Origin of the sequence: Sphingobium sp. TB-6 (assembly GCF_012927365.1) — a bacterium.
In the GTDB taxonomy this organism is placed as follows: domain Bacteria; phylum Pseudomonadota; class Alphaproteobacteria; order Sphingomonadales; family Sphingomonadaceae; genus Sphingobium.
Map to the genome: position 1 here is coordinate 178,439 of NZ_JABBGL010000002.1, position 21,191 is coordinate 199,629.

The window sequence follows — 21,191 nt, forward strand, 5'->3', positions numbered from 1 at the left end:
GACCGTCCGCCTTCCACCCTCATCCCGCCTTCCACTCGTCCGGAATGCCTCAGCCCACCATCCCTGCGCCCAGCAGCAGCAGTAGTTTCACATCGATTGCTAAACCCTCCGCCCGCCATGCCGCGATCCGATCATGAATCCCATTCAGCGGCACGCGGTGGACGCGGATATCCTCCCCCGCGACGCCGCCGCCTTCGCCGGTTTTCTTAAGGTCATGGGCGCGGAACAGGGTGAAGCTTTCCGACACCATGCCGGGCGAGCTGTAGAACTCCCCCAGCGATTCCATCCGGCCGGGAAGATAGCCGGTTTCCTCCTCCAGTTCGCGGGTCGCGGCGAGCACGGCTTCCTCGCCCTCGTCATGGTCGCCCACCAGTCCCGCGGGCAGTTCGATGCAGCGGCGGCCCAGCGGTACGCGATATTGGTCGACCAGCAGCACATGGGGGCCATCGGCTGCGTCCTCGACGGCCAGGATGACGGCGGCATGGATGCCCCGCGCCCTGCCGACATATTCCCAACGCCCCCGCCGCTTGGCCGTGATGAAGCGGCCTTCCCACATGATTTCTTCGGGGGAGATCATGTCCTGCTCGCTCATAATTCGATCAACCTGTCGGGCAATTCATTGGGATTGTCGCCGGTCGCCGGGAAATGCCGGGCCAGCACCACGCCGACCTGCCGCACCGCTTGCGCCATGCCGTCGGCGGCGCGGCCTTCCCGCACGCCGTCGATCAGCGCGGCCATGGCCTCGCCCCAGATTTCGGGCGCGACCTTTGCGTTGATGGCGGCATCCGCGACCAGTTCCGCCCGATGCTCGTCCAGCGAAAGGTAGATGAGCACGCCGGTCTTGCCGCGCGTGCGCCCCTGGGCGACGGCGCGGAACAGGGTGATGGCGCGGCGGCGCACGCGGCGCGCCTTGGTGGCTTTCGGGGTTAGCGCCATGCGCAGCGGCATCCAGGCCAGCGCATAGCGGACGATCAGGAATTTGAGGATCAACAGGCCCAGCAGAACCGTCAGCAGCTTCCAGTCCTCGACCTCATGCTCCCAGCTTTGCAGCAGCCAGGAGCAAAGCGCCCGGAACTGCTGCGGAAAAGCCGCAGCGGCGGACAGAGCCAGGAACACCGCGCCGATCGCCCAGTGCAGCCCGGCATCATGATAGGCATCCGAGCGGCGCGCGACGATGGTGACGATCTCGCCGTCGGTCGCCTTTTCCGCTTCGGCCACCGCGGCGGTCACGCGGTCATGGTCGGCTTCGTTCAAATGCAGACGCATCACCAATCCCCCGAAGCGCCGCCGCCGCCGAAGCTGCCGCCGCCGCCCGAAAAGCCGCCGCCGTCTCCGCCGCCCCAACTTGATCCACCGCCGCTGCCCCAGCCGGAATCGCCTGGTCCCCAGAGGATGATCGGGCCGGACCCACCGCGATAGCGGCGGCCTTTGCCCCGGCTGGAGAACATGGACAGGACGATGATCGCGACCACGAACAGCCAGAACACCAGCATGAAACCACCGCCATCGTCCGACGCGTCCCGCGCCTTGGCCTCCGCTTGTGCCGCCAGCGCCTTCGCCTCCTCAGGCGGGAGGGTGAGCAACCTGCCGATCGCGTCCACCCCCGCATCGATCCCGCCGGGCATGTCGCCGGCCTTGAAACGGGGCGTGATGTCGTTGCGGATGATCTGGGACGACAGCGCGTCGGTCATGATGCCTTCCAGGCCATAGCCGACCTCGATCCGCACCTTGCGCTCATTGGGCGCGACGATCAGCAGCGCGCCGTTGTTCTTTTCCTTGTCGCCTATCCCCCAGGCCCGGCCGAGCTGATAGCCATAATCGGATATGTCATAGCCCTGAAGGTCGGGCAGCGTCGCGACGACCAGTTGCCGCCCGCTCTGCTGCTCCAGCGCCGCGAGCTTGTCGGTCAGCGCCTGTTCCTGTTGCGGGGAGAGCAGGGCGGCGTCATCCACCACCCGCCCGGTCAGTTTGGGAAAGCTCTGCGCTCCCGCCGCCGCCGGGATGAACAGCAGCAGCGACATGATCAGGAGCAGGCGGCGGAGCATCACCGGCTCAGTTGCCGAAATCGACCTTCGGCGCTTCTTCCGCGCCCGGCGTGGTGGCCTGGAACGGGGTCATGGGCTTGGCGCCGTGGATGATCTTGGCGCCGATCGCGTCCGGGAAGGTGCGGATGCGGGTATTATAGGCGCGCACCGCTTCATTATAGTCGCGGATGGCGACGGCGATGCGGTTCTCCGTCCCTTCGAGCTGCGATTGCAGGTCGAGGAAATTCTGGTTGGTCTTGAGGTCCGGATAGGCTTCGACCGAAGCGAGCAGACGGCCCAGACCTTGTGAAAGCTGCGCCTGCGCCTGTTGGAACTGCTGCACCTTGGCGGGATCGGACAAATCCTCGGCGCTGACCTGCACGGAGGTCGCCTTGGCGCGAGCCTCCGTCACCTTGACCAGCGTGTCCTGTTCCTGCTTGCCCGCCGCCTTTACCGTGGCGACGAGATTGCCGACCAGATTGGAACGGCGCTGATATTGCGCCTGCACGTCGGCCCATTTGGCCTTGGCAACCTCCTCGGCGGCGGGGACGCTGTTGATGCCGCAGGCGGTTAGCGCAAAGGCGCCCAACAGCGGCAGGAGGAACAGGCGGAGTTGGCGCAGGATCGTCATGGAACATCCTTAAGCTTGTTTCGCTGACGGAAATAGGCGGTTGTGGAAGTCTTCGCAACGGCCCATGCTGTCAATATCGCAATCAGGACAAGGGGTTCACCATGGGGCTGATTTCCGAATTCAAGACGTTCATCGCTCGCGGCAATGTCATGGACCTGGCCGTCGGCGTGATCATCGGCGGCGCCTTCGCCACCATCACCAAATCGCTGACCGATGACCTGATCATGCCGGTCGTCGGCTATGTTTTCGGCGGCGCGGATTTTTCGCGCTACTTCATCCGGCTGGGCGATATTCCCGCCGGGTTCAAGGGCAATCCGGAAAGCTATGCGGACCTGAAAGGGGCGGGCGTCGCGATGCTTGGCTGGGGCGAATTTCTGACCGTGTTCGTCAATTTCCTTATCCTGGCCTTCATTATCTTCCTGCTTGTCAGGGCGGTGAACAAATTGATGCCCAAGCCCGAAGACGCGCCCGCCGCTACGCCTGAAGACGTGCTTCTGCTTCGGGAAATCAGGGATTCCCTCAAAAAATAAGTCGTTTCCGCGACGAAAGGAGCGTGCGGCGGGAACCATCCTTCGCGCGACCAGTTGATGGGCGTCAGGGTTCCGGGCATCCGGTCCCCTTGCCGCATGACGTCAGCCCATGGGGGCGCAACAGGAGAAAACGCCGTGAAAACCTTCGTATCAGTCCTTGGCCTTGCCAGCCTGATCGCGCTTGCTGCGTGCGATTCCAAGCAGGAGAACAAGGTCGAGAACGCGTATGAGAATCAGGCGGACGCCATCGACAATCAGGCCGATAATATGGAAGCGATGGCCGACAATCTGAGCGGCAATGCCGAAAATGCCGCTGAAAATGCTGCTGACGCACTGGAGAACAAGGCCGACGCCACCCGCGAGGCTGGCGAAAAGGCGGCTGATGCGGTTGAAAAGACCGAAAAGCATTAAATCCAGCGCCGCTGCCAGATCCGCAAGGGGCGTCGCGACGACAAGTCGCGGCGCCCCCCTTTTATTGCGGATTTTCTGTCTTTAACGGGGATTTAACCACAGCTCCGCCATGGTCCGCCCGCTATCCATTGAGGCGGTGGAATGGACGAGTTACTCCAGGAATTCATATCCGAAACGCAGGAAACGCTTGAGGCGTTGGCGGGGGAAGTCGTCGCCTGGGAAGCCGATCCCACGGATCGCGACCGGCTGGACGCCATTTTCCGCTTTTTCCATACCGTGAAGGGGAGTTGCGGTTTCCTGAATCTGCCGCGCTTCGAACGGCTGAGCCATGCGGCGGAGGATGTGCTGGCCGAGATACGCGCCGACAAGCGCATTGCCGATCCCGCCACGGTCAGCGCCGTTCTGGGGATCATGGATCGCATCGCTGAACTGGCCGAAGCGGTCGCCATCGGCGCCGCGCTGCCGCATGAAAATGACGATTATCTGATCGCCGCCCTGACCGAGAAGGAGGCTGCGGCGCCTGAGGAAAGCGAGGCTCCCACGGCGCCTGTCGCGGTGGCGCGGACATCGGGGGGGCAGGCGGCGCCGCGCACCATCCGCCTGCCGCTATCGCTGATCGACCAGTTGATGAACGGCGTGTCGGACATGGTGCTGGCCCGCAACGAACTGTCACGCAAGCTGCGCGAGCGGTCGGGCGATCCGGAACTGGAAAGCGCCTTCGAACGGCTGTCGACCTGCGTTGCGGACATGCGCGACGCCATTTCCAAAACGCGGATGCAGCGGGTCGACCGCCTGTTCACCGCGATCCCTCGCATGGTCCGCGACCTGGGCCGCGATCTGGGCAAGCGCATCGACCTGACGCTGGAGGGCGGCGATGTCGAGATGGACCGGGAAATGGTCGAGATGGTGGTCGATCCGCTCACCCATATCGTCCGCAACAGCATCGACCATGGCATAGAGACGCCGGAAAAGCGCCGCGCGCTGGGCAAGCCCGAAACGGGACGGCTGAAGCTGGAAGCGCGCCAGTCGGGCAACCAGATCGTCATCGAGATTTCCGACGACGGGCAAGGCATCGACACGCGCAGGCTGGTCGACAAGGCGATCGCGGCGGGCCGGATGACGCCGGAAGCGGCGGCTCGCATGAGCGAGGCCGAAAAGCTGGACCTGATCTTCCACCCCGGCCTTTCGACCGCGAGCGAGGTGACGGCCATTTCCGGGCGCGGCGTCGGCATGGACGTGGTCCGCGCCAATGTGGAGCGGATCGGCGGCGTCATCGCGCTCGACAACCGGCCGGGCTGTGGTTTGACGATCATGCTGCGGGTGCCCCTGACGCTGACCATCATTCCGGGGCTGATCGTCCGGGCGGGGGGTCTGCATTTTGCGATTCCCCGTTCTGCGGTGGTGGAAATCCTGCACGACAACAATGAAACGCTACGCATCGCGGAAGTCGGCGGCGCCAAGATCGCCACGATCCGATCCATCCGTCATTCGATGATCGATCTGGAAGAGGTTCTGGGCATGGAACGGATCGCCCAGCCCGGCCCGCGCGCGATCATGGTCGTGCGATCGGCAACCGGCGTTCCCTTTGCCATGGGCGTGTCGGCGGTGGAAAATCATGAGGAACTGGTGATCCGTCCCGCCTCGCCGCTGGTGATGGCGACGGGCGTCTATGCCGGCATGACCCTGCCCGACAATGGCAAGCCGATGCTGCTGCTGGATGCGGCGGGCCTCGCCAACGCGGCGCGCCTGCCCAATATCATCGACGATCAGGCGGCGCGCCGGGCCGAAGAGACGCAGGAGGCACAGGGCGGCGTCGAGATGGTTTCCGCCTTGCGGTTCGAGGAATATTCGGGCGAGCGGCGGTTGCTCAAGCTGTCGCTGATCGAGCGGGTCGAGGATATCGACGCGCGGCTGTTCGGCCGGTCGGGCGGGCACGGCTTCGTGCGGCTGGACGGACGGCTGGTGCCGGTCGCCAATGGCCATCACGACTTTGCCGGGGAAAAGGTTGCGGCGCTCCGCCTGCGCGATGGCGCCCGCGAAGCCTGTTATCCTGTCGCTGCGGTACTCGACATCGTGGACATGCCCGCCGTGCCGGACATGGTCGCGATGCACGGTTTGTTGAGCGGCGTCGCCGTCATCGACGGCGAGCATCTGGAGGTGATCAATCCCTTCGCCCTGTTCGCCGCCTTGCCGGATGCGCCGATTGTTGAACGAACTGGCGGCCGCTGCCTGCTGGCCGACAGCGAGGACGGTTGGACGCGTGAGATATTGGCGCCGCTGCTGCGCCAGGCGGGGCATGAGGTGGTGATGGGCCTGCCCGGCGATGCGGCGGTCGATCCGCAGGATGTCGTGCTGTTCACTGGATCGGAAGCGTCGGAGGCGAGCGAATTGCTGGGTTGCCGCGTCGTCCATCTGCGCGCCACCCCCCGGCCCAACGGCCCGCAGGACAGCAGCATCTATCGCTATGATCAGGACGCGCTGATGGCGGCGCTGTCCGGATCGCGGCGGTAAAGGGAGGAGCATAGCCCCATGAACCAGCTTTATCTCTTCGCCACGCTGGCCGGCACGCGGGTCGCCGTCGAGGCTCGCGAGGTCGAGGCGGTGGTCAAGCTCACCGACATCTCGCCGGTGCCGGGCATGGGCGCGCATGTCGCCGGGCTTTCCGCGCTGCGCAGCCGGGTGCTGACCATCATCGATGTCGCGGCGCTCGTCCGGGGGCGGCCGACGCCCGCGGAACAGCGCGGCTTTGCGATCATCGCGGACATTAGCGGCCACAGCTATGGGCTGATGGTCGATGCCGTCTACGACATCTGCCAGGTGCCGGAGGGCGAACTGCCGCTACGCGGTCAGCTCGATCCCGTCTGGTCGCCCTATGCCCGCGGCCTGGTGGAGCATGAGGGCCAGCCCTATCTGCTCGTGTCGCTGAGCGGTTTCATCGAGGCGGGCGCCATGGCCCAAGCGGCATGACCGCAGCCGGCATGACGATATTGTACCGGCGTTTACCAAATGCTCGCCTTTGCCGGTTAGGCTCGTGAAGATGGGACGCAAAACAAGGGACGCTCTATGAAAAACTGCCTGGTCGTGGATGATTCGAAAGTCATCCGCAAAGTTGCCCGCCACATATTGGAATCGCTCGACCTTTCCGTGAGCGAGGCGGTCGATGGCCGTGACGCCCTCACGCAATGCGAAACGTCCCTGCCCGACGTGGTTCTGCTCGACTGGAACATGCCGGTGATGAGCGGCATGGAATTTCTCCAGGCGCTGCCGGGCGCCAATCTGGCCGCCCGGCCCAAGATCATCTTCTGCACCACGGAAAACGGCATCGGCCATATCAAGGCGGCCGTCGAAGCGGGGGCGGACGAATATGTGATGAAGCCGTTCGACCGGGAAACGCTGGAAAGCAAGCTGACGATCGTCGGCGTGATCTAGCGCTGACTGGCGATCGATCGCCCTGCTCCTGACCTGATTTCTTGCCTTCGTTCAGAAAGATTTCCCTCGATGACCGTTCACGTGCCGATCATGGCCAGCAACCGGGACGAAGACAGGGCGTTGCGCACCCTGATCGTCGACGATTCGGTCGTGGTCAGGACGGTCATCGAACGGATATTGAACGCTGACCCGAGATTTTCCGTCTCCCACAAGACCAACAGCGCCGAACATGCGCTGGGATATCTGAGCGAGCATGAGGTCGATCTGGTCCTGCTGGACATCGAACTGGCGGGGCAGAGCGGGCTGATGGCGCTGCCCGCGATCCTGCGGACCAATCCGCGCGCCAAGGTCGTAATCCTGTCGGGCAATTGCGAGGAGGGGAGCGCCGCGGCGGTCGAAGCGCTGGCGCTGGGCGCGAGCGATATATTGGCCAAGCCTGGCAGCGGCAGCTTTGGCGAACATTTCCCCCAGGCCTTGATCGATCGGCTGTCGCGCCTGTTCAACGGCGACGCGACGCCTGTCATCGCCCGGCCCCCGCTGCGGATCGAACCGGAGCAGGCGGCCCAGCCGCTCGCCTGCCTGGGCATCGGCGCATCGACTGGCGGCATCCATGCCTTGGGACAGCTTTTCGCCGGTCTGGCCGCGCCGCTCGGCGTGCCGATCCTGCTGACCCAGCATCTGCCGGCCAGCTTCACTCATTATTTCGTCCAGCAATTGGGCCGCATGACCCCCTTGCGCGTCAAGGCGGCGGAACAGGGCGAAATCCTTGCCCCGGACACCGTCTATGTCGCGCCCGGCGACGCCAATCTCCAGTTGCGGCGGGGGCTCTATGGCCGGGTTTCCATCATGCTGAATCCGGACCGCACGCCCGCGGGCAATCTGCCTGGCGTCGACCCGATGTTCGCCAGCATGGCGCACGTTTACGGCGCGGGGGCTGCGGGCGTGGTCCTGACCGGCATGGGACGGGACGGCACGGTCGGCGCGCGGGATATCGTGGCGGCGGGCGGCTGGATTGTGGCGCAGGACGAAGCGAGCAGCGTCGTCTGGGGCATGCCCGGATCGATCGCGGGCGAAGGATTGAACTGCGCCCTGCTGGAACCCCATGCGATCATGGATTTCGTGGCGCGAAGAGGAAAGAACAGAAACTGATGGCATTGCCCCCTTCGGCCCCTTCCGTCTCGTCCGGTTCCGCTTCGTCCGCTTCCTCATCGTCCGGGGCGGCGCGCATCTTTTCCGGCCTGCTGGAAGCGCGCACCGGGCAGATATTGTCCGAAAGCCGCGCCTGGCGGATGGAAACGGTGCTGAAGCCGGTGCTGCGCGCCCATGGCCTTGGCGATATGGACGCGCTGGCGTCCCGGCTGATGGCGCGCAAGGACGCGGCGCTCGAAAATGACGTGGTCAACGCGCTGCTCAACAATGAAAGCAGCTTTTTCCGCGATTTCCAGATTTTCGACATGATCCATCGCCACATCCTGCCGCACATTCAGGCGCAGCGGTCCGACCGGACGCTGCGCATCTGGAGCGCGGGTTGCTCGACGGGGCAGGAGGTCTATTCGCTCGCGATCCAGCTTTGCAACGACATGGCGCGCTGGCGCGGCTGGCGGATCGAGATATTGGCAACCGACATTTCCACCGCCGCCATCACCCAGGCGAAAGCGGGCACCTTCACCCAGATGGACGTGCAGCGTGGCCTGCCTGTGAGCGACCTTCTCAAATGGTTCGAACCGTCGGGCGATGACTGGTGCGCCAATCCGGAGTTGCGCCGGATGATCGATTTCCGCACCGACAATCTGTTCGATGCGCAGGCGCCGAAGGGGGAATATGACCTTCTGCTCTGCCGGAATGTGCTGCTCTATTTCACGCCCGAACGTCGGCAGAACGTGCTGCGCCTGCTGTCCCGGCACAGCCATGGGCGGTCTGTCCTGCTGCTGGGGGCGGGCGAGACGGTGATCGGGCATAGCGACGAGTTCGTTCCCCATGCCGAATTCCGCGGCGGTTATGGCCGCCGCGCCGACGTTACGGCACAGACGGAGGGAGCGATGCGCCGGGCGCTTTGATCCTGCCGACCGCAAAATGCTGCGAGTCCGCTTGATTGGCCTGCCGCTGTCGGTCATGGTCTGCCTTGCGCCCGATGGCGGCGCTGACAGATAAGTGCGAGTGACTGGCCCTTCGCGATGACCGACTTTCCGATGATCGATACGCCGTCGCCCAATTTCGACGAGCGCAGCCTGCCGGTTTCCATGCTGGTGCTGCACTATACCGGAATGGTCGACGCGGCGACCGCGATCCACTGGCTGGTCAGCCCGGAATCCAAGGTGTCCGCCCATTATGTCGTGACCGAGGATGGGCAGGTCATCCGCATGGTGGATGAGGACAAGCGCGCCTGGCATGCAGGCCGGGCGCATTGGCGGGGCATTGACGACATCAATTCCGCCAGCATCGGGATCGAGATCGTCAATCCGGGCCATGAATGGGGCTATCGGCCGTTTCCGGATACGCAGATGGGGTCGTTGATCCCGCTGATCCACCAGATCGTCCAGCGCCACAAGATCACGCGCGGCAATATCGTCGGCCATAGCGACGTCGCCCCGGCGCGCAAGCAGGATCCCGGCGAGCTTTTTCCCTGGGGGCAGTTGGCGCGGCTGCGGCTGGCCCTGCCGCGCCCGACCAAGAATCTGATGGACCCCCATTGGAGCGACGGCGGCTTCATGCTGGCGCTGGAACGCTTCGGCTATGACATAGCCGAGCCGCAGGCGGCGGTGGTCGCGTTCCAGCGGCGCTTCCGGCCCGAACTGATCGACGGGATCATCGACGGCGAGTGCCGCGCGATCCTGCTGGCGCTGCTCCTCCCCAAACCGCGAGGGGATGATGATTAAGTGGGGATGACGGGGGGGGCGGACCTGTGTATAGGCGCCTCTGCCAGAGGGCCGGGCGGCCGCGGCGTGGAGGGGTACTTCCACGGCGAGGAAAGTCCGGGCTCCACGAAATGACGGTGCCGGCTAACGGCCGGCTGGAGTGATCCAAGGGACAGTGCAACAGAAAGCAGGTCGCCCAGTCTTTACGACTAAGCCTTCGGGCGGGCGAAATTGAAAGGGTGCGGTAAGAGCGCACCGCGTCTCCGGCAACGGAAGGCGGCACGGTAAACCCCACCGGGAGCAAGACCGAATAGGGGCGGCGCGCAGCTTGACTGCTAGGCTAAGTTTCGGCTGAGACCGCCCGGGTTGGTTGCTTGAGGGACGGAGCAATCTGTCCCCTAGAGGAATGGTCGCCACTCTCCTTACGGGGAGGACAGAACCCGGCTTACAGGCCCTCTGGCATTGGGACCGCATGATTTTAACCCCGCCGGGGGTGGCTTTCCGTCGGCGCCTTACCTAGTTTGAGTCGATGGCAAGAAGCAGCCGATCCAATGACTGGGGCTTTCCCCGCTGGCGCAGTTATGGCGCATCGCGAGAGGCGCAACAGGTGCGCCTGTGCGATCGGCATGGCTGCGACCGGCCGGGCGACTGCCCCGCGCCCAAATCGCCCAACAGCCGCGAGCGCTGGTATTTCTGTTCCGATCATGCGGCCGAATATAACCGCAACTGGGACTATTTTGAGGGTCTCGACCAGGAAGAACGGGAACAGCGCGAGCGCGCCGAGCGGCGCGATGCCGGTGGCTATCAGAACAGCGCCTATCATGGCTGGGGCGGTCCGGGCGATGGCACCCGATCGCGGGACGAGATGCATGCGCTCCAGGCGCTGGAGCTGGAGGACGATGCCGATTTCGAGGCGGTGAAGAAAAGCTGGCGCCGTCTCGCCAAGGAATATCATCCCGATGTGAAGCCCGGCGACGCGCAGGCGGCTGTGCGCTTCCAGACGATCCAGGCCGCCTATGAAGTGCTGCGCGCCGCCGAGGAACGGCGGACATGGAAGCCGCGGGAGCGGGCGGATTGAAGGATCATGTCCGGTCGAACTGGGATCATGCGGTGCTTGTCTGCCGCAAATGTTCGAAGAAACTGGACGGCGGCTTTGGCCGCGATGGCGACGAGCGGTTGGCCAAGGCGCTGCGCCGCCATCTTTCGCTGAAAAAGGGGCGTAAGGCGGCGGCGGGGATCGTGGAGGTCAATTGCCTGGGCGTTTGCCCCAAGGGCGCGGTGACGGTCGTTAACGGCGCCAGCGCACGCCAATGGCTGTTGGTGCAGCCCGATGCCGACCTTGATGAACTGGCCGCTACGTTGGGTCTTTTGCCCCACGCCTGAACCAATGGTCAGCCGGCACGGCGAACCGAGATGGGCGAAGCCAGATTTTTGTTGAGCATGGGGATCAGCGTCCGTTCCTCCTGATCGATCCGGCTCATGAGGCTTTTCACGATCTCGCGCGTCTCCTGGCAGAAGTCGGCCCATTCGCCGGCGATCCGGTGGTCGCTCCAGCGGGTCATATAGGCGGCAAAGGCCTCGCCCAGCGGTCCCATCTCGATCTGGAGACGCTGGGCGGTGGTGCGCAGTTGTTCATCGGCCATGCGCTGAACGCCGGGGTAGAATATCCGGTCCTCCAGCGCCAGATGGGCCATCAGCAGGCGCGCAAACTGCCAGCGCAGCGCGCCGATGGCTTGCGGCACGCGGTCATCCGCCACGGCGCGGGACAATTTGCCCGCCAGCACATGCAGTTCTTCATGTTGTCTGCACAGTTCAGTGAGATCCATCGCCGCTTCCTCGCTACCCTGAAGGCATCATGCGCGGCGTGCCTTAACAAAGGGTTGTGCAGACCTTCGGCAAAGCGGAAGGGCCGTCCGCCACCCGTCCCGGGCGGCGGACGGCCTGCCCGATCAGGCGGGCTGGTCGGCGCGGCTGACGCCTTCGCCGTCCAGGTTCAGTGCGACGAAATCCCAGTCGATCGCTTCCTTCAGCAGCTTTTCGGCATAGTTGGGGCGCAGGTTGCGATAGTCGATATAATAGGCATGTTCCCACACATCGAGGATCAGCAGCGGCGTGTGGCCATGCGCGACCGGCGTGTCGGCGTCATGATAGCTGGTGACTTCCAGCTTGCCGTCCTTCAGGATCAGCGCGGCCCAGCCGCTGGCGAAATGGCCGACGGCTTCGGCCTTAAGCTTGTCGACCAGAGCGTCGACCGAGCCGAAGCCTTCGTTGATGAGGTCGAGCAGCTTGCCAGAGGGCGCCTTCTTTTCGGGCGAAAGCGACAGCCAGTAGAATGTGTGGTTCCAGATCTGGCCGACCTGGTTGAACAGGCCGCCCTTGCTGGTCTTGATCAGCTCGACCAGCGACTTGCCCTGGAGCGAGGCGTCGGCGGCGACCAGTTCATTGGCCTTCACGACATAGGCATTATGGTGCTTGCCATGGTGAAAATCGAAGGTTTCAACCGAAAGAATATCGCCAAAGGCGTCTTTGGGATAGGGCAGGGGGGGCAGAATAAATGCCATGTCGGAACTCCTCGGTTCGTGATGGGATGGCCGCATAACGTTGATGCGGCCGGAAGGCTCCACGCCCCTAGCAGTCTTATTGCGCTGCGGAAAATACGATATTTTCTTTCAAGAGCGCGGAAATATCCATGTGACAGGACCGTAATGATGACATAGACTTAACGGTTAGGATCGGATGGCCGAATGGCGACCGGTTCGGAGGCCGCCCCGAAGAATGCGGCGGTCATAAATGGGGGAAGGGTCCAATGGCAAAATTCTTCGGCAATCTGCATCTTGTGCTGATCGCGGGGCTGCTGCTCGCGATCGTGGTGATGTTCGGCGCGCATGCCGGGCTGGTCGACGCCAACAGCATCTTTCGCTGGCTGCACCTGTTCTTCGGCATCACCTGGATCGGGCTGCTTTATTATTTCAACTTCGTCCAGATCCCGACCATGCCGGAAATCCCGGCGGAACTGAAGCCGGGCGTGTCCAAGCATATCGCGCCGGCGGCATTGTTCTTCTTTCGCTGGGCGGCGGCCTTTACGGTTCTGACGGGCCTCATCGTCGCCTGGCTGGCCGGTTACATCCACCAGGCGCTGCTGGTTCAGGCGCCCTATACGCTGATCGGCATCGGCATGTGGCTGGCGCTGATCATGGCGTTCAACGTCTGGTTCGTGATCTGGCCGAACCAGAAGAAGGCGCTCGGCATCGTTCCGGCAGAGGATGATGTGAAGGCGAAGGCGGCGACCACGGCGATGATCGCCAGCCGCACCAATACGATCCTGTCGCTGGCGATGCTTTATTGCATGGTCAATTTCAGTTGAATTGGCAGGGGCGGGCGTCCCGTGACGCCTGCCCCTATCCCTGTGGCGGGGTGGTTTCGCCAATCTCTTCGCTGTCCAGCTTTTCGCCCAGGTCAAGGCCGTGGCGCATCAGCATGGGAATGTTGGCGGCGGCGAAGACGACCGACACGATGGTCACGCCCCACACTTTGACGGCGAGCCAGCTATCGAAGCTCATGGAGCGACGCATGATTTCATTGGCGAGCGCCATGGCGACGAAGAAAAAGGCCCAGTTGCGCGACAGCTTGCGCCAGCCGGCTTCGGTCAGGCCGTCATAGGCGGCCTGTAGCAGATATTTGAGCAGCGGCTTGCCGCGCATCAGCCCCGCGAACAGCATCAGCGCGAAGAAGGCGTAGATGATGGTCGGCTTCAACTGGATGAAGCTCTGGTCGCGGAAATAGATGGTGAGGCCGCCGAAAAAGAGGATCAGCATTGCCGACAGCCAGAGCATTGGGGAAACGCGGCCGAGCTTCACCTTGGAGATGAGGACGGCGATGACGATGGCGGCCATGAAGGCGGCGGTGCCGAAGGTCATGGCGGTGATCGGATTGCCCGGCCCCCAGACCCAGCCCGCGCCCTTGTAGGTGAGGAAGAAGACCAGCAGTGGACCGAAGTCCAGCGCGAGGCTGAGATTGCCGCCATGGGTGGGTTTTTTCGGGTCAGCCATGACTAGACGCTCCGTTGCTCCTGCGAAGGCAGGAGCCCAGGCCCGCCGTCTGAACTGGGCTCCTGCCTTCGCAGGAGCACGTTGTTACGCCACGGGAAGGCCATTCACCGCGCATAGGCCGTCCCCGCAATCGCCCGCGCCATGTCGCCGGGATCGAAGGGGCGCAGATCCTCGATCTTCTCGCCCACGCCGATGGCATGGATGGGCAGGCGATATTTCTCCGCCGCCGCGACCAGCACGCCGCCGCGCGCCGTGCCGTCCAGCTTGGTCATGACCAGCCCCGTCACCTGCGCGACTTCCTTGAAAACCTCGATCTGGCTCAACGCATTCTGCCCCGTGGTGGCATCCAGCACCAGCACAACGTCATGCGGCGCTGCCGGGTTCAACCGGCCGAGCACGCGGCGAATCTTGGCCAACTCGTCCATCAGCTCGGTCTTGTTCTGAAGTCGGCCCGCCGTGTCCACGATCAGCACGTCGATGCCGGTGGCAGTCGCCTGCTTGACCGCATCGAAGACGATGCCCGCCGCGTCGCCGCCTTCCTTGCCCGCGACGATGGGGATGCCGAGGCGCTCCGCCCAGACCTTGAGCTGGCCGATCGCGGCGGCGCGGAACGTGTCGCCGGCCGCCAGCATCACGCCATAATCCTGTTCAAGGAAGAGGTTGGCGAGCTTGGCGATAGTGGTGGTCTTGCCCGATCCGTTGACGCCGATGACGAGGATGACCTGCGGGCGGGGAAAGGCTTCGATCTCCAGCGGGCGGGCCACGGGGGCGAGGGTCTTCTCGATCTCCTCCGCAATGATCTCGCGCAGATAGTCTTCGGTCAGTTCGCGGTTATAGCGGCCTTCGGAGAGCCGGTCGCGCACGCGGGCGGCCATGGCCGGGCCAAGGTCGCTGACGATCAGCGCTTCCTCGATCTCGTCCAGGGTCTGCTCATCGAGCGCGGCCCTGGTGAACAGGCCGGTGAGATTTTCTCCGAGCTTGTCGGAAGTGCGCTTGAGGCCGCCGAAGAGGCGATCGCGCCAGGATGTTTCAGCCATTATGCAATACCGTCATTCCCGCGAGGGCAGGAATCCATCTCCCGCCATATCCGTAAAGGGCTTGCGCCGGAGATGACGAAGAAATGGAAATCCCAATCACGCCGCCTCTTGCGCGATCAGCGCGCCATTCTCAAGGCCTGTGATGGTCGCGCGGACGATGGAGGAGGGAGGCTGGGGCACGGCGAACCGCACCGGGGCGAAATTTTCCGCATGGCCCGAAAGCCCGTTGCGCTCCACCAGCACCGATTGTTCGGAGCCGAGGAGGCTTTTGAGCCAGTCTTCCCGCTGCGCCTCGCAGGCCGAGCGGAGGCAGGCGGCGCGCTCCTTGACGCGCAAGCGATCGACCTGCGGCATGCGGGCGGCAGGGGTTCCGGTGCGCGGCGAATAGGGGAAGATATGGCCGTGGACGATGGCGCATTCCTCGACCAGCTTCAGGCTGTTTGCGAACATCGCTTCATCCTCCGTCGGGAAGCCCGCGATGATGTCGGCGCCGATGCTGATGTCGGCGCGGGCGGCCTTGAGGCGTTCCACGATGCGGATCGCATCGGCGCGGCTGTGGCGGCGCTTCATGCGCTTGAGGATCATGTCGTCGCCCGCCTGGAGCGAGAGATGGAGGTGCGGCATCATGCGCGGCTCATGGGCGAGCAGGTCGAAGAGGCGCTCGTCAATCTCCACGCTGTCGAGCGAGGAAAGGCGCAGGCGAGGGAGGTCGGGCACGCCCTTCAATATGCGTTCGATCAGCAGGCCGAGCGAAGGCGCGCCGGGCAGGTCGGGGCCGTAGCTGGTGACATCCACGCCGGTCAGGACGATTTCCTTATAGCCCGCATCGACCAGAAAGCGGGCCTTTTCGATGACCGCGCCCGCGGGGACCGAGCGGCTGTTTCCGCGGCCATAGGGAATGATGCAGAAGGTGCAGCGGTGGTCGCAGCCATTCTGCACCTCCAGAAAGGCGCGGGCATGTTCGGCAAAGGCGCTCGCCATATGCGGCGCGGTTTCGCGCACGGCCATGATGTCGGAGACCTGGACTTTTTCCGCCGCCCCAAGATCATTCGTCATCCCAGCATAGTGGCTGGCCTCCATCTTCTCGCGATTGCCGATCACGGCATCGACTTCGGCCATGGCGGCGAAAGTCTCAGGCTCGGTCTGCGCCGCGCAGCCCGTCACCATGATCCGCGCATCGGGCCGATCCCGGCGGGCGCGGCGGATGGCCTGCCGGGTCTGGCGCACCGCCTCGGCCGTCACGGCGCAGCTATTGACGACGATCAGATCTTGCCTGTCGCCCGCCATTTCGCGGCCAGCAATCTCCCGAATCGCCTCGCTCTCCGCGATGTTGAGGCGGCAGCCTAAGGTGATGATCTGCGGCGCGTTTTTGGTGGGGGTAGGCATCTAAAAGCGCGCCCAGTCAGCCTCGCCGTCAAAGACATGGGTGGCAGGCCCGGTCATCAATATGTGCCCGCCCGGCGCCCAGTCGATCACGAGATCGCCGCCGGGCAGCGTGACTCGGGTGGGGCCGCTCACCAGCTTGCGGCGCACCGCCGCCACCGCCGTCGCGCAGGCGCCGGTGCCGCAGGCGCGGGTGAGGCCTGCGCCGCGCTCCCAGACGATCAGGCGGATATGATTCTCACCCATAATTTGCGCGAAATTCACGTTCACTCGAGCCGGGAACAGCGGGTCCGTCTCGATAAGCGGTCCCAGCCGCTCGATATCCACCGCGTCCAGATCGTCGCAGAAGAAGATGACATGCGGATTGCCGACATTGACCGCTACTGGCGCGGGCAGCTCTTCCCAGCTTACCGGCATGACCAGCGTGTCCATGGCGTAGGCGAGGGGGATCGCATCCCACTCCAGCCGGGGTTCGCCCATGTCGACGCTGGCGCCGCCGTCCACGCCCTTCGCGTCCAGCAGTCCGGCCTTGGTTTCGATCAGCACGTCCCGCCCGACGAACAGCGGCACGCAGCGGGTCGCGTTGCCGCAAGCCTCCACTTCGCTGCCGTCGCTGTTGAAGATGCGCATCGACACGTCGGCGCGGTCGGAATGGCCGATGAGGATGAGCTGATCGCAGCCGATCCCGGCATGGCGGTCGGCAATGGCCTGCGCGCGCGCAGGCGTCATGTCGAGCGCCGCGTCCCGCGCGTCGATCACGACGAAGTCGTTGCCCAAACCATGCATTTTCGAAAAACGGCCCATAGCGCGGCGCATGTAAGGCCAATGCGGGGAAAAGACCAGCCTATCCGGCGTGCCTATCCCGTATTCAGGGCCGCACGCTTGCGTCCATAGAGGAAATAGACAGCCAGCCCGATCGCGTTCCAGATGAAGCAGGCGAGGATGGTCTTCACCGGCAGGCTGATGAACAGATAGGCGCAGCCGCCAATCGCGCCAAGGCCGACCAGCCATCCCGCAGGGGCGCGGAAGGGGCGCTTGAGGTCGGGCATCCGCCGTCGCAGGATCAAGAGGCAAGCGCCCACGGCGGTAAAGGCGATCAGCGTCCCCGCATTGGCGAGCGCGGCGATCTCATCGATGGGTAGCACGCCCGCTATGATCGCGACCAGCACGGCGGTCATGCCGGTGATCCGGGCGGGCGTGCCGCGCTTGGAGATCAGCGCCAGCCTCTGCGGCAGGAAGCCGTCCCGCGCCATGACGAGGAAGATGCGGCTCTGCCCATAGAGAAAGCCGAGCAGCACCGTCGGCAGCGCAATCACCGCCGCTATGGCGACGATCCTGGCCACCTGTCCCTGCCCCATCTCCCGCAGGATCAGCGCCAGCGGCTCCGGGCTGTCGGCAAAGCGGGTGAAGGGCATCGCCCCGATCGCCGCCGCCGCTACAGCCACATAGATCAAAGTGCAGACGATCAGCGACCCGACGATGCCGATGGCAAGGTCGCGATCCGGGTTCTTCGCTTCCTCCGCCGCGGTCGAGATCGCGTCGAAGCCGTAAAAGGCGAAGAAGATAATCGCCGCCGCCGCCATGACGCCGCGCTCGACGCCATCCGGCCCCATCGACTTGGCGAAGCCGAAGGGCATGAAAGGCGAGAGATTCTGCGCGTCGAAGGCGGGCAGAGCGATGGCGACGAACAGGCTGAGGGTGGCGATCTTGATGAGGACCAGCAGCGCGTTCAGTCGCGCGCTTTCATGGGTGCCCAGCATCAGCAGCCCCGCCACCACGGCGATGATGAAGATGGCAGGCACATTGACGAGACCGCCCAGTTCCGGCCCCTTGGTCAACAGCTCGGGAAAGCCCACCAAGGTCAGCAGCGGCGCGGCATAGCCCGACCAGCCCACCGCCACGGTCGACACCACCAGCGAATATTCGAGGATCAAGCTCCATCCGACGATCCAGGCGATGCCTTCGCCCAGGACCACATAGCTGTAGCTATAGGCACTCCCGGCCGCGGGCATCATGGTGGAAAGCTCGGCATAGGCCAGCGCCGCGCAGGCGCAGATCGCGCCCGCGATGGCGAAGGACAGCAGCACCGCTGGCCCCGCCCGGTCCGCGCCGACGCCGATCAGCGTCAATATGCCGGTGCCGACGATCGCTCCCACGCCCAGCGCCAGCAGATGCGGCCAGGACAAGGTGCGTGCCAGCCTATGCCCTTCCTGTGCGGGCATCATCGCCCCCATCGGCTTGCGGCGCGTCCAGCTCATGTCCTTTTTCTCCCCCTTTTGCGGGCACCTTGCCGTTGCAGGAGCGGCTGGCAAGAAAAATTTATACAAATGTAAATCAACTGATCGCCGCCTCTCGCGACTCCGCTGATATTCTGTTACAGGGCCGTAAACAAAGGTCGCGACAGCTTTAATCTTCCAAGGGGGGCGTCCGATGGATGCTGCTGCGTCGACCGTTCCGGTATCGGTCCGGAACAATGGCTTTTATCTGGGAATGTCGGTCGCCATCGCGGCGACGGTGATTGGCGGTTTCGGTTCCTTCGCGCTGCGCGGGTTCGTGGATGTCGGACGCGTGCCCTATTGGGTGCATGTCCATGGCGCCGTGTTCGTGAGCTGGACGCTGCTGTTCGTGATGCAGAACGCCTTCGCCCATCGCGGGTCGATGGCCCTGCATCGGCGCATGGGATGGGTCGCTGTCGGGCTGGCCACGGCGATGGTGCCGCTGGGCGTCGTTACCGTGTGCATGGCGGTGGTCCTCGATCGGGTGCCGCCTTTCTTCACCCCCACGATCTTCCTGGCGTTGAGCGTGCTGGAGCTGATCGGCTTCATCACGTTGCTGACTGGCGCGATCCGGCTGCGGCGCTCCACCGAATGGCATCGGCGGCTGATGCTGTGCGCGATGGTGGCGATTATCGGACCGGCCTTCGGGCGCTTGCTGCCGATGCCGCTATTGGGGCCTTGGGGCGGGCTGGCGGTCATGAGCGGGCAGATGCTGTTCGTGGCGGTCGGCGTCGTCCATGATCTCGCCTCGCGTGGGCGGGTGCATCCGGCCTATGCGGTGGGCGCGGCGGTGATTTTGGCGGAAGGGCTGGCGGTGCCGATCCTCGCCGCCACGCCGCCCATCGTCTGGCTGGCCTCCGCTTTGGCAGGCTGAGCCGCTTTCGGTTGCGTCGGGGGCGTGCTTGCGTTAAGGGCGCCCCTGCAATCGGACGGCTTGCCGTTTGATACCCTGACAGATCCATGGCGCTTGAAATGGGGCACCGGATGGACGCTGGCCGGCGAGGATTCGCCCGCCGGCGATTTTGTCGTTTGGCGGGGTAAGCACAGTTTTCCGGGCTTTTCGGCCCAAATGAGGTGATGATGTTCGATTCGCTAAGCGATCGTCTCGGTGGGGTATTCGACAAGCTGCGTGGGCGCGGTGCGCTTACGGAGGACGATGTCCGCGCCGCGATGCGCGAGGTGCGAATCGCGTTGCTCGAAGCCGATGTCGCCCTTTCCGTCGTCCGCGAGTTCGTCGAGGATGTGACCGAACAGGCGGTCGGCCAGAACGTCCTGCGTTCGGTGACGCCGGGCCAGCAGGTGGTGAAGATCGTCAGCGACGCGCTGACCGCCGTGCTGGGGTCGGAAACCTCCGATCTGCTGATCGACGTGACGCCACCCGCCGTCATCATGATGGTCGGCTTGCAGGGGTCGGGCAAGACCACCTCCACCGCCAAGATCGCCAAGCGCCTCAAGGAAAAAGAGCGCAAGAAGGTGCTGATGGCGTCGCTCGACGTCCAGCGCCCCGCCGCGCAGGAGCAGTTGGCGGTTCTGGGCACCCAGACCGATGTGGCGACGCTGCCGATCGTGCCGGGCCAGCAGCCGGTCGAGATCGCCAAGCGCGCCTTGCAGGCGGCGAAGCTCCAGGGTTTCGACGTGGTGATGCTCGACACCGCCGGGCGTCTGCATGTCGATCAGGCGCTGATGGACGAGATGAAGGCTGTCGCTGACGTCTCCAACCCGGCGGAAATCCTGCTGGTGGTCGACTCGCTGACCGGCCAGGACGCGGTGAATGTCGCGTCCAGCTTTACGAGCCAAGTGCCGCTGACCGGCGTGGTGCTGACCCGTATGGACGGCGACGCCCGTGGCGGTGCGGCGCTGTCGATGCGCGCGGTGACCGGCCGTCCGATCAAGTTTGCGGGCACCGGCGAAAAGCTGGATGCCATTGAGCAGTTCCATCCGCAGCGTGTCGCGCAGCGCATTCTGGGCATGGGCGACGTCGTGTCGCTGGTCGAGAAGGCGGCCGAGAGCATCGACGCCGAGGAAGCCGACAAGCTCGCCAAGAAAATGGCCAAGGGTCAGTTCGACATGAACGACCTGCGCGCCCAACTGGGTCAGATGCGCCGCATGGGCGGCCTTGGCGCGCTGGCGGGCATGTTGCCGGGCTTGAAAAAGGCGCAGGCGGCGATGGCCAATAGCGGCGCCAACGACAAGACGCTGATTCATCTCGACGCGATGATCGGCTCTATGACGCCCAAGGAGCGGGAAAAGCCCGCCCTCATCAACGCCAAGCGCAAGATTCGCATCGCCAAGGGTAGCGGCACCACGGTGCAGGAAGTGAACCGTCTCCTGAAAATGCATCAGGAAATGGAAACGGCGATGAAGAAGATCCGCAAGATGGGCGGCCTGAAGGGGCTGGCCAAGATGTTCACCGGTGGTGGGCTCGATGGGATGCTCGGCGGTGGCGGCGCGCCTCCGCAGGGTCTGCCGGGGCTGGGGGGCAATATGCCCAACCTTCCGCCCGGTTTTCAGAATTTCCTCAAGAAATAAATATTTTCAAGCAATTAGATTAGTCAGAAAGGTAAGG

At 64.2% G+C, this 21,191-nt stretch carries 24 protein-coding genes and 1 other RNA gene; 14 read left to right on the top strand and 11 right to left on the bottom strand.

Annotation, left to right across the window (positions count from 1 at the left end; genetic code table 11):
• Positions 1-49 precede the first annotated feature (49 nt).
• Genes HHL26_RS03885 through HHL26_RS03900 form a run of 4 tightly spaced genes read right to left on the bottom strand, consistent with a single transcriptional unit; the run spans position 50 to position 2,655 of the window.
• Positions 50-592, bottom strand: a complete 543-nt coding sequence (locus HHL26_RS03885) for an NUDIX hydrolase (RefSeq protein ID WP_066554919.1) — start codon at positions 590-592, stop codon at positions 50-52.
• Positions 589-1,266 (bottom strand): hypothetical protein, encoded by a 678-nt coding sequence (locus HHL26_RS03890; protein WP_066554921.1) that lies wholly within the window; start codon positions 1,264-1,266, stop codon positions 589-591. The genes HHL26_RS03885 and HHL26_RS03890 overlap by 4 nt, the downstream gene beginning before the upstream one ends.
• Positions 1,266-2,045, bottom strand: coding sequence for a TPM domain-containing protein (locus tag HHL26_RS03895; RefSeq protein WP_066554924.1), 780 nt, complete (start codon positions 2,043-2,045; stop codon positions 1,266-1,268). Before HHL26_RS03895 ends, HHL26_RS03890 begins: the two co-directional genes overlap by 1 nt.
• Before the next feature lie 7 nt (positions 2,046-2,052).
• Positions 2,053-2,655 (bottom strand): LemA family protein, encoded by a 603-nt coding sequence (locus HHL26_RS03900; protein WP_066554927.1) that lies wholly within the window; start codon positions 2,653-2,655, stop codon positions 2,053-2,055.
• A gap of 101 nt (positions 2,656-2,756) precedes the next feature.
• Between HHL26_RS03900 and mscL the strand changes: the two genes are divergently transcribed.
• The 11 genes from mscL to HHL26_RS03955 all read left to right on the top strand — a co-directional run bounded on the left by mscL (position 2,757) and on the right by HHL26_RS03955 (position 11,263).
• A complete protein-coding gene (gene mscL, locus HHL26_RS03905) occupies positions 2,757-3,185 on the top strand; it encodes a large conductance mechanosensitive channel protein MscL (protein ID WP_066554930.1) in 429 nt (142 codons plus the stop codon).
• 135 nt (positions 3,186-3,320) lie between these two features.
• The gene (locus tag HHL26_RS03910; protein ID WP_066554932.1) at positions 3,321-3,596 is read left to right on the top strand and encodes a hypothetical protein; all 276 of its coding nucleotides are present in this window, start codon (positions 3,321-3,323) and stop codon (positions 3,594-3,596) included.
• Between the two features lie 141 nt (positions 3,597-3,737).
• Complete coding sequence (locus tag HHL26_RS03915) at positions 3,738-6,107, top strand: chemotaxis protein CheA (RefSeq protein ID WP_066554935.1); 2,370 nt, start codon at positions 3,738-3,740, stop codon at positions 6,105-6,107.
• Positions 6,108-6,125: 18 nt separating this feature from the next.
• The gene (locus HHL26_RS03920; RefSeq protein WP_066554936.1) at positions 6,126-6,563 is read left to right on the top strand and encodes a chemotaxis protein CheW; all 438 of its coding nucleotides are present in this window, start codon (positions 6,126-6,128) and stop codon (positions 6,561-6,563) included.
• A gap of 96 nt (positions 6,564-6,659) precedes the next feature.
• The gene (locus HHL26_RS03925) at positions 6,660-7,025 is read left to right on the top strand and encodes a response regulator (RefSeq protein WP_066554940.1); all 366 of its coding nucleotides are present in this window, start codon (positions 6,660-6,662) and stop codon (positions 7,023-7,025) included.
• 69 nt (positions 7,026-7,094) lie between these two features.
• Positions 7,095-8,174 carry a chemotaxis protein CheB gene (locus HHL26_RS03930; RefSeq protein WP_066554942.1) on the top strand — a complete coding sequence of 360 codons (1,080 nt, stop codon included), beginning with the start codon at positions 7,095-7,097 and terminating at the stop codon, positions 8,172-8,174.
• Positions 8,174-9,082 (top strand): protein-glutamate O-methyltransferase CheR, encoded by a 909-nt coding sequence (locus tag HHL26_RS03935; RefSeq protein WP_066554945.1) that lies wholly within the window; start codon positions 8,174-8,176, stop codon positions 9,080-9,082. The genes HHL26_RS03930 and HHL26_RS03935 overlap by 1 nt, the downstream gene beginning before the upstream one ends.
• Positions 9,083-9,199: 117 nt before the next feature.
• Complete coding sequence (locus HHL26_RS03940; protein ID WP_066554949.1) at positions 9,200-9,901, top strand: N-acetylmuramoyl-L-alanine amidase; 702 nt, start codon at positions 9,200-9,202, stop codon at positions 9,899-9,901.
• 43 nt (positions 9,902-9,944) lie between these two features.
• An RNA gene (gene rnpB / locus HHL26_RS03945) (RNase P RNA component class A) lies at positions 9,945-10,344 on the top strand.
• 65 nt (positions 10,345-10,409) lie between these two features.
• On the top strand, positions 10,410-10,958 hold the full coding sequence (locus tag HHL26_RS03950) for a J domain-containing protein (protein ID WP_066554952.1): 549 nt from the start codon (positions 10,410-10,412) through the stop codon (positions 10,956-10,958).
• Complete coding sequence (locus HHL26_RS03955; protein WP_066554955.1) at positions 10,931-11,263, top strand: hypothetical protein; 333 nt, start codon at positions 10,931-10,933, stop codon at positions 11,261-11,263. Before HHL26_RS03950 ends, HHL26_RS03955 begins: the two co-directional genes overlap by 28 nt.
• Before the next feature lie 8 nt (positions 11,264-11,271).
• Here the strand turns inward: HHL26_RS03955 and HHL26_RS03960 are convergent, their stop codons facing one another.
• Both HHL26_RS03960 and HHL26_RS03965 read right to left on the bottom strand, forming a co-directional pair.
• A complete protein-coding gene (locus HHL26_RS03960; protein ID WP_066554957.1) occupies positions 11,272-11,706 on the bottom strand; it encodes a hemerythrin domain-containing protein in 435 nt (144 codons plus the stop codon).
• Between the two features lie 123 nt (positions 11,707-11,829).
• Complete coding sequence (locus HHL26_RS03965) at positions 11,830-12,441, bottom strand: superoxide dismutase (protein WP_066554959.1); 612 nt, start codon at positions 12,439-12,441, stop codon at positions 11,830-11,832.
• Positions 12,442-12,686: 245 nt separating this feature from the next.
• On the opposite strand from HHL26_RS03965, the gene HHL26_RS03970 reads away from it, so the two are divergent.
• Positions 12,687-13,244 carry a urate hydroxylase PuuD gene (locus tag HHL26_RS03970; RefSeq protein ID WP_066554962.1) on the top strand — a complete coding sequence of 186 codons (558 nt, stop codon included), beginning with the start codon at positions 12,687-12,689 and terminating at the stop codon, positions 13,242-13,244.
• 34 nt (positions 13,245-13,278) lie between these two features.
• On the opposite strand, the gene ispZ is transcribed toward HHL26_RS03970, so the two are convergent.
• From ispZ to HHL26_RS03995, 5 genes are all read right to left on the bottom strand, one after another.
• Positions 13,279-13,929: a septation protein IspZ gene (ispZ, locus tag HHL26_RS03975; protein ID WP_066554964.1), complete on the bottom strand. Its 651-nt coding sequence runs from the start codon at positions 13,927-13,929 to the stop codon at positions 13,279-13,281.
• A 104-nt stretch (positions 13,930-14,033) separates the two neighbouring features.
• Positions 14,034-14,966 carry a signal recognition particle-docking protein FtsY gene (gene ftsY / locus HHL26_RS03980; RefSeq protein WP_066554973.1) on the bottom strand — a complete coding sequence of 311 codons (933 nt, stop codon included), beginning with the start codon at positions 14,964-14,966 and terminating at the stop codon, positions 14,034-14,036.
• 96 nt (positions 14,967-15,062) lie between these two features.
• Positions 15,063-16,352 carry a tRNA (N(6)-L-threonylcarbamoyladenosine(37)-C(2))-methylthiotransferase MtaB gene (mtaB, locus tag HHL26_RS03985; protein WP_066554976.1) on the bottom strand — a complete coding sequence of 430 codons (1,290 nt, stop codon included), beginning with the start codon at positions 16,350-16,352 and terminating at the stop codon, positions 15,063-15,065.
• Positions 16,353-17,153 carry a diaminopimelate epimerase gene (gene dapF / locus HHL26_RS03990; protein WP_066554978.1) on the bottom strand — a complete coding sequence of 267 codons (801 nt, stop codon included), beginning with the start codon at positions 17,151-17,153 and terminating at the stop codon, positions 16,353-16,355.
• A 53-nt stretch (positions 17,154-17,206) separates the two neighbouring features.
• Entirely contained in the window at positions 17,207-18,607 is a 1,401-nt protein-coding gene (locus tag HHL26_RS03995) for an amino acid permease (RefSeq protein WP_066554981.1), read from the bottom strand.
• A 172-nt stretch (positions 18,608-18,779) separates the two neighbouring features.
• Between HHL26_RS03995 and HHL26_RS04000 the strand changes: the two genes are divergently transcribed.
• On the top strand, positions 18,780-19,499 hold the full coding sequence (locus HHL26_RS04000) for a hypothetical protein (RefSeq protein WP_066554983.1): 720 nt from the start codon (positions 18,780-18,782) through the stop codon (positions 19,497-19,499).
• A 203-nt stretch (positions 19,500-19,702) separates the two neighbouring features.
• Positions 19,703-21,154, top strand: coding sequence for a signal recognition particle protein (ffh, locus tag HHL26_RS04005; protein ID WP_066554985.1), 1,452 nt, complete (start codon positions 19,703-19,705; stop codon positions 21,152-21,154).
• Positions 21,155-21,191 lie beyond the last annotated feature (37 nt).

Coding starts and splice junctions, on each gene's coding strand:
- HHL26_RS03885 (WP_066554919.1), bottom strand. CDS start 592: ATGAGCGAGCAGGACATGATCTCCCCCGAAGAAATCATGTGGGAAGGC.
- HHL26_RS03890 (WP_066554921.1), bottom strand. CDS start 1,266: ATGCGTCTGCATTTGAACGAAGCCGACCATGACCGCGTGACCGCCGCG.
- HHL26_RS03895 (WP_066554924.1), bottom strand. CDS start 2,045: ATGCTCCGCCGCCTGCTCCTGATCATGTCGCTGCTGCTGTTCATCCCG.
- HHL26_RS03900 (WP_066554927.1), bottom strand. CDS start 2,655: ATGACGATCCTGCGCCAACTCCGCCTGTTCCTCCTGCCGCTGTTGGGC.
- mscL (WP_066554930.1), top strand. CDS start 2,757: ATGGGGCTGATTTCCGAATTCAAGACGTTCATCGCTCGCGGCAATGTC.
- HHL26_RS03915 (WP_066554935.1), top strand. CDS start 3,738: ATGGACGAGTTACTCCAGGAATTCATATCCGAAACGCAGGAAACGCTT.
- HHL26_RS03920 (WP_066554936.1), top strand. CDS start 6,126: ATGAACCAGCTTTATCTCTTCGCCACGCTGGCCGGCACGCGGGTCGCC.
- HHL26_RS03925 (WP_066554940.1), top strand. CDS start 6,660: ATGAAAAACTGCCTGGTCGTGGATGATTCGAAAGTCATCCGCAAAGTT.
- HHL26_RS03930 (WP_066554942.1), top strand. CDS start 7,095: ATGACCGTTCACGTGCCGATCATGGCCAGCAACCGGGACGAAGACAGG.
- HHL26_RS03935 (WP_066554945.1), top strand. CDS start 8,174: ATGGCATTGCCCCCTTCGGCCCCTTCCGTCTCGTCCGGTTCCGCTTCG.
- HHL26_RS03940 (WP_066554949.1), top strand. CDS start 9,200: ATGACCGACTTTCCGATGATCGATACGCCGTCGCCCAATTTCGACGAG.
- HHL26_RS03950 (WP_066554952.1), top strand. CDS start 10,410: ATGGCAAGAAGCAGCCGATCCAATGACTGGGGCTTTCCCCGCTGGCGC.
- HHL26_RS03955 (WP_066554955.1), top strand. CDS start 10,931: ATGGAAGCCGCGGGAGCGGGCGGATTGAAGGATCATGTCCGGTCGAAC.
- HHL26_RS03960 (WP_066554957.1), bottom strand. CDS start 11,706: ATGGATCTCACTGAACTGTGCAGACAACATGAAGAACTGCATGTGCTG.
- HHL26_RS03965 (WP_066554959.1), bottom strand. CDS start 12,441: ATGGCATTTATTCTGCCCCCCCTGCCCTATCCCAAAGACGCCTTTGGC.
- HHL26_RS03970 (WP_066554962.1), top strand. CDS start 12,687: ATGGCAAAATTCTTCGGCAATCTGCATCTTGTGCTGATCGCGGGGCTG.
- ispZ (WP_066554964.1), bottom strand. CDS start 13,929: ATGGCTGACCCGAAAAAACCCACCCATGGCGGCAATCTCAGCCTCGCG.
- ftsY (WP_066554973.1), bottom strand. CDS start 14,966: ATGGCTGAAACATCCTGGCGCGATCGCCTCTTCGGCGGCCTCAAGCGC.
- mtaB (WP_066554976.1), bottom strand. CDS start 16,352: ATGCCTACCCCCACCAAAAACGCGCCGCAGATCATCACCTTAGGCTGC.
- dapF (WP_066554978.1), bottom strand. CDS start 17,153: ATGGGCCGTTTTTCGAAAATGCATGGTTTGGGCAACGACTTCGTCGTG.
- HHL26_RS03995 (WP_066554981.1), bottom strand. CDS start 18,607: ATGAGCTGGACGCGCCGCAAGCCGATGGGGGCGATGATGCCCGCACAG.
- HHL26_RS04000 (WP_066554983.1), top strand. CDS start 18,780: ATGGATGCTGCTGCGTCGACCGTTCCGGTATCGGTCCGGAACAATGGC.
- ffh (WP_066554985.1), top strand. CDS start 19,703: ATGATGTTCGATTCGCTAAGCGATCGTCTCGGTGGGGTATTCGACAAG.